This window comes from Paenibacillus artemisiicola, assembly GCF_017652985.1.
GTDB lineage: Bacteria > Bacillota > Bacilli > Paenibacillales > Paenibacillaceae > Paenibacillus_Z > Paenibacillus_Z artemisiicola.
This window is the reverse complement of record NZ_JAGGDJ010000006.1, coordinates 186316-197061: the sequence shown is the minus strand read 5'-3', so window position 1 is coordinate 197061 and position 10746 is coordinate 186316. Positions and strand designations below refer to the sequence as shown.

The 10746-nt window shown below is 64.9% G+C and carries 10 protein-coding genes and 1 pseudogene; 1 reads left to right on the top strand and 10 read right to left on the bottom strand.

Translation table 11 applies throughout. The features are described from left to right. Positions 1 to 266 (top strand): hypothetical protein (locus I8J29_RS33780; RefSeq protein WP_240546133.1); only part of this gene is annotated, 266 nt, incomplete at its 5' end. Here the strand turns inward: I8J29_RS33780 and fmt are convergent. The 10 genes and pseudogenes from fmt to I8J29_RS12445 all read right to left on the bottom strand — a co-directional run. After that, positions 206 to 931 (bottom strand): annotated as a pseudogene (fmt, locus tag I8J29_RS12490) (methionyl-tRNA formyltransferase); the annotation flags it as partial. The gene I8J29_RS33780 and the pseudogene fmt sit on opposite strands and share 61 nt — an antisense overlap. A gap of 4 nt (positions 932 to 935) precedes the next feature. Beyond that, entirely contained in the window at positions 936 to 1421 is a 486-nt protein-coding gene (gene def / locus I8J29_RS12485) for a peptide deformylase (RefSeq protein ID WP_208847922.1), read from the bottom strand. 42 nt (positions 1422 to 1463) lie between these two features. Beyond that, positions 1464 to 3992: a primosomal protein N' gene (gene priA / locus I8J29_RS12480; RefSeq protein WP_208847921.1), complete on the bottom strand. Its 2529-nt coding sequence runs from the start codon at positions 3990 to 3992 to the stop codon at positions 1464 to 1466. Next, complete coding sequence (gene coaBC / locus I8J29_RS12475) at positions 3989 to 5209, bottom strand: bifunctional phosphopantothenoylcysteine decarboxylase/phosphopantothenate--cysteine ligase CoaBC (RefSeq protein ID WP_208847920.1); 1221 nt, start codon at positions 5207 to 5209, stop codon at positions 3989 to 3991. Before coaBC ends, priA begins: the two co-directional genes overlap by 4 nt. A 106-nt stretch (positions 5210 to 5315) precedes the next feature. Beyond that, positions 5316 to 5540, bottom strand: coding sequence for a DNA-directed RNA polymerase subunit omega (gene rpoZ / locus I8J29_RS12470; RefSeq protein ID WP_208847919.1), 225 nt, complete (start codon positions 5538 to 5540; stop codon positions 5316 to 5318). A gap of 16 nt (positions 5541 to 5556) precedes the next feature. After that, a complete protein-coding gene (gene gmk / locus I8J29_RS12465; RefSeq protein ID WP_090635797.1) occupies positions 5557 to 6174 on the bottom strand; it encodes a guanylate kinase in 618 nt (205 codons plus the stop codon). A gap of 15 nt (positions 6175 to 6189) precedes the next feature. Next, entirely contained in the window at positions 6190 to 6450 is a 261-nt protein-coding gene (gene remA, locus I8J29_RS12460; RefSeq protein ID WP_020615370.1) for an extracellular matrix/biofilm regulator RemA, read from the bottom strand. Positions 6451 to 6738: 288 nt separating this feature from the next. Next, the gene (locus tag I8J29_RS12455) at positions 6739 to 8607 is read right to left on the bottom strand and encodes a bifunctional homocysteine S-methyltransferase/methylenetetrahydrofolate reductase (protein WP_208847918.1); all 1869 of its coding nucleotides are present in this window, start codon (positions 8605 to 8607) and stop codon (positions 6739 to 6741) included. A gap of 25 nt (positions 8608 to 8632) precedes the next feature. After that, positions 8633 to 9463 (bottom strand): diaminopimelate epimerase, encoded by an 831-nt coding sequence (gene dapF, locus I8J29_RS12450; protein WP_208847917.1) that lies wholly within the window; start codon positions 9461 to 9463, stop codon positions 8633 to 8635. Between the two features lie 536 nt (positions 9464 to 9999). Beyond that, positions 10000 to 10698, bottom strand: coding sequence for a class I SAM-dependent methyltransferase (locus tag I8J29_RS12445; protein WP_208847916.1), 699 nt, complete (start codon positions 10696 to 10698; stop codon positions 10000 to 10002). Between the last annotated feature and the right edge of the window lie 48 nt (positions 10699 to 10746).

Sequence of the window (10746 nt, the reverse complement as noted above, 5' to 3'; positions counted from 1 at the left end):
CCCCCCCCCCCCCCCCCCCCCCCCCCCCCCCCCCCCCCCCCCCCCCCCCCCCCCCCCCCCCCCCCCCCCCCCCCCCCCCCCCCCCCCCCCCCCCCCCCCCCCCCCCCCCCCCCCCCCCCCCCCCTTCCAGCCGCGGGCCCGCTCCCGCCCCGCCCCGGCGCCCGGCGCCCAGCCGCCCCCTCCCCCGCCCCGCCCCCCCCCCCCCGAACGGCTCGCCGTTCCATACCGTGAAGCCGCCGGCCATCGGCGACAAACCGCGCACTTGATTGTAGAGGTCGCGCGCCGGGCGGCTCCAGTCGATGCGTTCGTCGTCGCGCGTCAAATTCGGCGCGTACGTCGCCTCGCCGTGATTTTGAGGGACCGCTTTCGCCGTTCCCGCTTCGATCGCCGGCAGCGTCTCGGCCAGCAGCTTCGCGCCGGCCGCGGTCAGCTTCTCGAACAGGCTGCCCGACGTGTCCGTCTCGGCGATCGGCACTTCGACGACGCTGATCATGTCGCCCGTGTCGAGCCCTTCGGCCATGTACATGATCGTCACGCCGGTCTTGGTCTCGCCATTGATGATCGCGCGCTGGATCGGCGCGCCCCCGCGATATCGCGGCAGCAGCGATCCGTGCACGTTGATGCAGCCGAGCCGCGGCACGTCCAGCACCGCTTTCGGCAGAATCTGCCCGTAGGCGGCCGTGACGATCAAATCCGGCCGCAGCCCGGCGATGCGCGCCGCCGTCTCCGAGCCGCGCAGCCGCTCCGGCTGCTCGACCGGGAGCCCGCGCAGAAGCGCCGCTTCCTTGACCGGAGGCGGCGTCAGCGTTTTTTTGCGGCCCTTCGGGCGGTCGGGCTGCGTCACGACCAGCTCGACCGTATGGCCGGCATCCAATATGGCTTCCAGGGAAGGCACGGCGAACTCCGGCGTGCCCATGAATACGATGCGCATGCGATCACTCTCCGTCCGGCCGGGGACGCTTGCTGACGTCGTACACCGTTTCCGCGATGTCGGTGAACAGCACCCCGTTCAAATGATCCACTTCGTGCTGGAACGCCCGCGCCAAAAAATCGCTCGCTTCGAGCTCGATCGGCGCGCCGTTGCGGTCGAAGCCTTTCAGCTTGATGTGCTGGGCGCGGCGAACCTCGCCGTTCAGGTTGGCGATGCTGAGGCAGCCTTCCGGTCCGAGCTGCTCGCCCGAGCGCTCCACGATTTCGGGATTGACCATCTCGATCAGCCCGTGGTCGTCCCCGACGTCCACGACGATGACTCGCTTGGAGATGCCCACCTGCGGCGCGGCCAAGCCGACGCCTTCCGCGTCGTACATCGTTTCCGCCATATCGTTCAGAAGTTTATGCAAATTGGAATTGAACTTCGTCACCACGGCCGCGCGTTCGCGGAGCACCGGGTCCGGATCCTGCACGATTAATCGAATTGCCATACCAAACGACCTCCCAATCTTAGCTGCTCTCTATAACGTACGTTATAAAATCATTTGCGGATCCACGTCCACGCTCATGGTGACCGGCGGCTGCCCGTTCGTGCCGGCGAGCTGCGCGATCGCCTGCTGCAGCAGGTCCGCGGCCCCCACGTTTCCCCGATATTTTAGCATACATTGAAAACGATAGCGATCTTTCATGCGGGGAATCGGCGAGGCGACGGGCCCCAGCACGTCCATGAACCGGCTGCCGTCTCCTTCGTCCGAGCCCCGGATGCCGGCGGCCCGGGCCAAGTCGCGCAGCGCTCCGGCGAGCTTCTCGCCTTCGCCGATGACGAGCGCGAGCTGCTCGTGGGACAGCGTCACGAGAATGAGCCGGCAAAACGGCGGATACGCCATGAACCGGCGGTGCTTCAGCTCCTCCCGGACGAACGACGCATAGTCGTGATGCCGCGCGCTGACGATGGCGTAATGCTCGGGGTTATACGTCTGCACGATGACTTCGCCCGGAAGCTCGTGGCGCCCGGCCCGGCCCGCGACCTGGGTCAGCAGCTGGAACGTCTTCTCCGCCGCCCGGAAATCGGGCAGATGCAGGGACGTATCCGCGGCGATGACGCCGACCAGGGTCACATAGGGAAAATCGAGCCCTTTCGCGACCATCTGCGTGCCGAGCAGCACGTCCGCTTCCCGGTTGCCGAACTGCGTCAGCCATTTCTCGTGCGAGCCCTTCTCCGTCGTCGTGTCGACGTCCATCCGGATGACGCGGATGCCCGGAAACAGCTTCGCCAGCTCTTCCTCCACGCGCTGCGTGCCGGTGCCGAAGAACCGGATATGCTCGCTCTCGCAGGACGGGCACGCCTTCGGCTCCTGCTCGGCGTGGCCGCAGTAATGGCAGCGGAGGGCCCGCGATTTCTGATGGTACGTAAGCGAGATATCGCAATGCGGACACTGCGCCGTATACCCGCAGGATCGGCACATGACGAACGTCGAGTAGCCTCTGCGGTTCAGCAGCAGCACGGATTGCTCGCCGCGCTCGAGCCGCCGCAGCAGTCCCTCGTGCAGCTGGCGGCTGAACATCGAGCGGTTGCCGTCCTTCAGCTCGTCCCGCATATCGACGACGTGCACCTTGGGCAGCGGCCGGCCGGCCACCCGGTCCGGCATCGGCAGCAGCGACGCGCCGCGCTTGGCGGCCGCGCCCTCGCCGGCCGTCTCCAGGCCGCCTCGGGAAGCGGTAGCGGCGACGAACGACTCCAGCGACGGCGTCGCCGAGCCGAGCACGACGACGGCGCCATGCTGGTTCGCCCGACGGACCGCGACGTCCCGAGCATGGTACTTCGGGCTTTCTTCTTGTTTATAAGACGATTCGTGTTCCTCGTCGATAATAATGAGTCCGATGCGCTTGAACGGCGCGAACACGGCCGAACGCGCGCCGACCGCCACCTCCGCGCGTCCTTCGCGGATTTTGCGCCACTCGTCGTAGCGCTCGCCGCTCGAGAGGCGGCTGTGCAGCACGGCGACGGCGTCGCCGAAGCGGCCTTTGAAGCGTTCCACCATTTGCGGCGTCAACGCGATCTCCGGCACGAGCACGATCGCCTGCCGGTCGTCCTTCAGACAGCGCTCGATCGCCTGCAGGTACACCTCCGTCTTGCCGCTGCCCGTTACGCCGTGCAGCAGAAACACCCGGGGCGACGCGTCGTCCACCGCTTTCGCGAGCTCGTCGTAGACCGCCTGCTGCCCTTCCGTCAGGCGCAGCGGCGCCGTCTTGCCGAAGCCGCGGCCGGCGTACGGGTCGCGGCGCTGCTCCGTTTCGCGGATCGCGAGCCAGCCCTTCGCCTCCGCGCCGCGGATCGTGCCGGTCGTCGTCGCGAGCGCCTGCGCCAGCGCGGCGAGCGGGATCGGCTCGGCATGCTCGAGCATGTACTGCGCCGCTTCCCGCTGCTTCGCCGCACGGGCCGACGCGTTCGCGAGCTCGGCGCGGACGGCGTCCGCATCCTCCGACGGATACACCGTCAGCACCTTGCGCACCGCGAGCCGGTCGCGGATCGACACCCGCTCCTCCAGCGTGCCCCGGCCGATCGCCGCTTTGACGGACGCCGCCGCCTCGGGAAACCGCTCCTGCAGCAGCGCGAGCCGCGCTTCGCCGCCTTGCTGCCGCAAATACCGCAGCCACGGCTCTTCTTCCGCGACGAACAAGCCGTCCGGCTCCGCCGCCGCATCCTCGGACAGCCGCACGACGGAGTCCGCCTTGCCTTTCAGCGCCGACGGGATCATCGCCTGCAGCGCCGTCGTGAGCGGGCAGCAGTATTTCTCGGCGATCCACTGCCCGAGCTCGACGAGATCCGGCGACAGCGGCGGCAAATGGTCGAGCAGCTCCGCAACCGGCTTCAGCTTCCGCGCGTCCACTTCCGCGAACGGCGCGATGCCGACGACGAAGCCCTGCAGGACGCGGCCGCCGAACGGCACGCCGACCCGGCTGCCGACCTCCACCCAGCCGGCCATCGCGTCCGGAATCGCGTAATCGAACGGCCGGTCCGTCGCGCGGCTCGGCACGTCCACGATGACTCTCGCGATCATTCGGCGTCTCCCGGCGCCGTATCGGCGTTCATCCGCTCCGCGATCCGCGCGAGCAGCCGCTCCGCCACTTCGCGCTTGGGCAGCTGCGGCAGCGCTTCGACCAGCCCTTCCGGCCCGAAGACCTGCACGACGTTCGTGTCCGCGTTGAAGCCCGCGCCTTCCTGCGAGACGTCGTTCGCGACGACGAGGTCGCAATGTTTGCGGGCCAGCTTATCCATGGCGTAGGACGCCACATTCTCCGTCTCGGCCGCGAAGCCGACGAGAAATTGATGCGTCTTCCGTTCGCCGAGCGTCTTCAAAATATCGGTCGTCCGTTCCAGCTCGACGACGAGCCGTTCGTCGCTCTTCTTGATCTTGGACGGCGCCTGCGAGACCGGCCGGTAATCGGCGACGGCCGCCGCCTTGATGACGAGGTCCGCGGATTCGTAGCGCGCCAGCACCGCCTGCAGCATCTCCTCCGCCGACTCCGCCCGGACGAGCTCGACGCCGCCGATCGGCGCCGCCGTCGTCCGCGCGGCGATGACGGTGACGTCCGCGCCGCGGTTCGCCGCCGCTTCCGCCAGGGCGAAGCCCATTTTGCCGGACGAATCGTTCGTCAGGTAACGCACGGGGTCAAGCCGTTCCACCGTGCCGCCGGCGGTAATCAGCACTTTCTTGCCCGCCAGCTCCGTGCGCGAGGCGAACCACTGCTTCACGGCGAAGACGATCTCCTCCGGCTCCGCGAGCCGCCCTTTGCCGACGTAACCGCAGGCCAGGTTGCCCGTGCCCGGCTCCACGAACCGGACGCCGCGCTCCGCGAGCAGCGCCATGTTCCGCTCTACCGCCGGATGCGCGTACATGTGCACGTTCATCGCCGGGGCCACGATGACCTGGGCCGTCGCCGCCAGGAGCGTCGTGCTGAGAAAATCGTCCGCGAGCCCGTTGGCCATTTTGCCGAGCACGTTCGCGGTCGCCGGCGCGACCAGCACCAGATCCGCGCTGTCCGCCGCGTCGATATGCGCGACCACGGCCGGATCGAATTCGTCGAACGTGTCGAGATAGACGGGATGGCGCGACAACGTCTGCAACGTCAGCGGCGAGATGAATTTGGTCGCCGACTCGGTCATGATGACGCGCACGTTCGCGCCCGCCTGCGTCAGCCGGCTGCAAATCGTCGCCGCCTTGTAAGCCGCGATGCCCCCCGTAATGCCGAGCAAAATCGTTTTTCCCTGTAGCATGGCTGCCTCTCCTCTCTATACCTATGGCCGCGCCGCCGTTCGTCCGGTCCCGCGAAATGCGCCGCTTCCTTTTCCGGGATGAAAAAAATAACAACCGCGAGGGTTGTTATTCCTGTTCGTCCGTGTCTTTCTTGTTCAGCGTGCTTTCGACCACGAGAATGTCATGGTAGATTTCTTCGAGCGCGACGCCCACGTATTTGTGGGACTTCGGCGTGCGGATTTCGCTCTTGCTGCCGTCCCGCAGCTTGCGCGCCCGGCGAGATGCCGCGACGACCAGCGAGTACTTGCTGTCGACTTTCTTCATCATTTCATCGATGGATGGATATAACAACCTGCTTTCACCTCGCTCATGCTTTCTCGGAAGCTGCTTTCATTTCTTCGAGTTCTTCGACGAACCGTTCCCTGCGGCAGTGCTCCGCGACGATGATGCTCTGAATCCGGTGGCACGCGGCGTCGATCTGGTCGTTGACGACGGCATAATCGTAATAATGAATCAAATTCATCTCTTCCACCGCGACGTTCATGCGATGGTCGATTATATCGGCATTCTCGGTGCCGCGTCCCGTAATGCGCTGTTTGAGCACGTCAAGAGACGGCGGCACCAAGAAGATGAACACGCCTTGCGGGAATTTCTCTTTCACTTTCAGCGCGCCCTGCACCTCGATTTCAAGGATGATGTCCTTGCCCGAAGCCAGCGTCCGCTCCACGAAATCGCGCGGGGTGCCGTAGTAGTTGCCGACGTACTCCGCGTATTCCAGCAGCGCGTCGCGCGCGATCATGTCCTGGAATTGCTCCTTGCTCTTAAAAAAATAATTGATGCCGTCGATTTCTCCCTGGCGGGGCTTGCGCGTCGTCGCCGAAACGGAATACACCAGATCGTTCTGCTTATGCCGAAGCTGCGCGCACACGGTACCCTTGCCCACGCCCGAAGGACCGGACAATACGATTAACAATCCTCTTTTCATAAGACTCCCCGTTACTTATTCGTCGTGATCGTCATCCTTGGTCGAGAGACGATGCGCAACCGTCTCCGGCTGCACTGCGGACAGAATGACATGGTCGCTGTCCGTGATGATGACGGCGCGCGTGCGGCGTCCGTACGTCGCGTCGATCAGCATGTGCCGGTCGCGCGCCTCCTGAATGATCCGCTTGATCGGCGCCGATTCCGGACTGACGATCGAAATGATCCGATTCGCGGACACGATGTTGCCGAAGCCGATATTGATGAGTTTGATGGCCATGTTAAGGTTCCCCTCCGGTATCTCTCGTGCTTGGTTAGGAATAGTACACGATCTATCGATAAGCGCAAGAATGAAGGCGTCTGCCGATGGCAGAATATTGCACTATTCTTGACGAAAAAAGTCCGGAGCATACGTTGCGCCAGCCGAAAGCCCAAGCGGAGGCGCGGGGTTTCGGGCCCCTTATTGTAACGCACGGGGGCGCGGCATGGCAAGTGCATCCAACGTCTATATTAATCCATTTTTATCGGACGAACAAGTGTTAAAGCGCAAACGCGAGAAATAACGAGGTTACCTTGCCAAACTGCCCGTTTTTCGCCATACGTAATCGGTCAGCTTCACGGTCATCTCGTAGAACATGAACGGCGTGATCAGGTAGATGCCCTTGAAATGGTCCATCGCCGCGTCCAGCAGTTCCTCCGCGATGCGTACGCCCTCTGCGCGGCCCGCCTCGCCCTCCAGGCCGGCCATCCGGCCGCGAACGTCGTCCGACAGCTGAATGCCGGGGACCTCGTTGTGCAGGTACTCCGCGTTGCGCCCGCTCGCGAGCGGCATGACGCCGATGAAGATCGGCACGTTCAGATGCCGCGTCGCCTCCGCGATCCGCGCGATGAGCGCCTTGTCGTAGACGGGCTGCGTCATGATGTAATCGGCGCCCGTTTCGATTTTGCGCTCCAGCCGGGCGACCGCCTTGTCCAAGTACTTCACGTTCGGATTGAACGCCGCGCCGGTAACGAAGCTCGCCTTCTGCTTCAGCGCCTTGCCGGAAAACGCGACGCCTTCGTTCAGCTGCTTGATCATGCGGATCATTTCGAACGAGGTCAGGTCGTACACCGAGCTGGAATCCGGCAGGTCGCCGAAGCGGGCCGGGTCGCCGGTCACCGCGAGCACGTGGTCGATCCCGAGCGCGTCGAGGCCCATCATGTGCGATTGCGTCCCGATCAGGTTGCGGTCGCGGCAGGCGATGTGCACGAGCGGCTTGATGCCGATCTGGTGCTGCACGAGGGAAGCCAGCGCGATGTTGCTCATCCGCGTGACGGCCAGCGAATTGTCGGCCATCGTCACGGCGTCGGCGCCGGCCGCTTTCAGCGCCTTGGCGCCGTCCATGAATTTGCGAATGTCCAGATCGCGCGGCGGGTCGAGCTCGACGATGACGGTATGGCGCCGGTTGACCAGGTCTACGATGGTCGGCTCCGTCTTCGCCGCGCGTTCCGCAGGCTGCTTCGGCTCGCGGACGGTCAGGCGCTCCGCCGGCGCGGCCGCCAGCCGGTCCGCCGGGTCGACCGGCCGCGGCGCGTAGCCGTCCAGCGCCGCGGCGATCGCCGCGATATGCTCCGGCGTCGTCCCGCAGCAGCCGCCGATGATGCGCGCGCCGCGGTCGGCGAATTTGCGCGCCGATTCCGCGAAGTAATCCGGCGTCGACGTGTATTGGTACTTGCCGTCGACGTAATCCGGGATGCCCGCGTTCGGGAAGACCGACAGCGGCAGCCCCGGCTCGCCGCCGATGGAATCGATGGCGCGGAGAATGCCGTTCGGGCCGCTGCGGCAGTTGAAGCCGACGACGTCGGCCCCTTCGAGGCGCAAGCTATCGAACGCCGCCGCGATCGGTTTGCCGTCCAGCGTCACCGCTTCCTTCTCCACGGCGAACTGGCAGATGACCGGCAGGTCGGACCGCTCGCGCACGATCCGAAGCGCCAGCAGCGCTTCTTCGAGGTCGTAGAACGTCTCCAGCAGGATGCCGTCGACCCCTTCGGCGAGCTGCGCCCCGATTTGCTGGCGGAACAGCCCTTCCAGGTCGAGCGTCGAAATGTTTTTGCGCTTCCCGGCCCGGATGGAGCCGACCGCTCCGACGACGTACGCGTCGCCGCCGACGGCTTCGCGGGCAATGCGCACGCCCGCTCGGTTGATCGCTTCCACCTCGGCGTCCAGCCCGTAATTGGTCAGGCTCATCAGGTTGGCGGAAAACGTGTTGGTCTCGATGATTCGCGCCCCGGCGCCGTAGTAGCGGCGATGCACGTCCGCGATGACCTCCGGCCGGAGCAGGTTGAATTCTTCGTAGGAAACGCCGACAGGGAACCCCATCCCGTACAGGTAGGTTCCCATCGCGCCGTCGCCGGTCAAGATACGCGCCTTCAGCGCTTCCCTCAAATCCGGTTTCATATGTCAAAACTCCTTCGTCCGCTGCTTAGACCGTTCCGCGGTAGACTTCTTCCGCCGGGCCCGTCATGAACACGTAGTTGGTCGCTTCGTCCCACTCGATGAGCAGATCGCCGCCCTTGAGCGATACCGTCGCCGTCCGGTCGGTCAAGCCGTTCAGCACCGACGCCACGACGGTCGCGCACGCGCCCGTGCCGCATGCCAGCGTCGGGCCGGCGCCGCGCTCCCATACGCGCATGTCCGTACGGTCCTTGGCGCGCACCGTCACGAATTCGACGTTGATTTTCCGCGGGAACATCGGGTGCACTTCCAGCTTCGGCCCCCAGGTCGCGAGGTCGAAATTGACCGCGTCGTCGACGTAGATGACGCAGTGCGGGTTGCCCATGGACACCGCGGTAAACTTGAATTCGCGGCCGTCCACTTCGATCGCCTGGCCGATGACCGGGTTGGCGTCGATCGTCGTCGGCACTTTGAGGCCTTCGAGAATCGGCTGGCCCATATTGACCCGCACGCGGCTTGCTTTGCCGTTGTCGACGGTCAGTTGCACTTCCTGCACGCCCGCGCCGAGCGTCTCGATCGTCAGCGTTTCTTTGTCCGTGAGGCCGTTATCGAACACGTACTTCGCCACGCAGCGGATCGCGTTGCCGCACTGCTCCGCCTCGGAGCCGTCCGAGTTGATGATCCGCATGTGGAAGTCCGCTTGCTCCGATGGCAAAATATAAACGAGGCCGTCCGCGCCGATGCCGAAGAAACGGTTGCACAGCCGTTCCGCCAGCTGCGCCGCGTCGTCCGGCAGTTTCGATTCGCCCGCGACCACGATGAAATCGTTGCCGAGACCGTGCATTTTCGTAAAGTTCATGATCCCTGGTCTCCCCGTTCGGAAAAATTTGTCGAAAAGCGTCTTAAGTGCCGATTGGCCAACTTGCTTATTAAGAGATAGTTTACCTTAGACCGGGGGGAATTGTCGACAGTTTTCCACCCTGGGGACCGTCCCCCTAAATCCCCCTTCTTCAAGGGAGACCCCAAGGGCTCCGCCCTCTGGACACCCGGATGGTCTAACGTCGGCGGAACCGAGAAGCGCACCTAGGTGAACGACCGCAGGGCTCGCTTTCGTCCCTTGCGGGACTCGCTTACCGTTTGGCGCTCGCGAACTACCTGATGCCATGGGAACGTGACGCGCCGCAGAGGCGGTTTGGCGGACATGCGCGCTTGGCTCGCTTTCGTCCCTGGCGGGACACGCTTTACGCTGGTCGCGCGGGATTGCCAGGACTCGCGATTCGCTCGCCGGCAATAGGGGGCGCCGTCGTCTTGGCGGCGAAGAGCCGGATTGCTGCGTTTCCTATGCCAAAAAAGCGCGAATGGACCTTAGCCCATTTGCGCTTTTTGGCATTTCGCTTAGACGTGCTTCCACCAGACGCCCGTGCATTCGGGCAGTTCGGTCGTGCCGGTCTCGGCCAGCGCTCGGCTCAATTCGCCGCCGAAGAAGAAGTCGGTCAGCGCCACGGCTTCCTCGTTCGTTTCGAACCGGTAATCCGTGCGGATCCAGAAATGCTTGTAACCGTAACGGCTTTCGAGCTCGGCGTAATACGCGGTCAGGAATTCCGGCGGACTCGGCTCCGCCGCGCCCGTGCCGAAATTTTCGAACACGATCGCCGCGCCGCCCGGGCGCAGCACGCGGTCGATTTCGGCCATGATCGCCCGCAGGTTGTCCCGCCACCCGCCGACCGAAGAACTGGCCGAGTAGCAGATCGTCCAGCCCGCGGTCAGCAAGTCGGCGGAGCGGTCAGCCAAAGGCAGACGGTCGTTGGCTCCCGGCGCGACGGTCCAGTTGGCGGCGCCCGATGCGCGGAGCCGTTCCGCGGCGAGCCGGAGCATTGCCTCCGAGGCGTCCGTCGCCCGAATGGAACGCACGTGCGGCGCGAGCAGCGAAGTCAGCCGCCCCGTGCCCGCGCCGATGTCCGCCGCGTCCTTCGCCTCCAAATCCGGCACGACCGCGCGAATGGCTTTCAACAGATTGCCCGCTTGGTCCTCCCGGGCGACGAGCCGGTCGTAGCGCGCCGCTTCGTCCCGATAAATCACGTCGTGATCGATCATCTTGTTCCCTCCCGTGTGTTGGTGCATCCCCAGCATGAGCCCTGACGC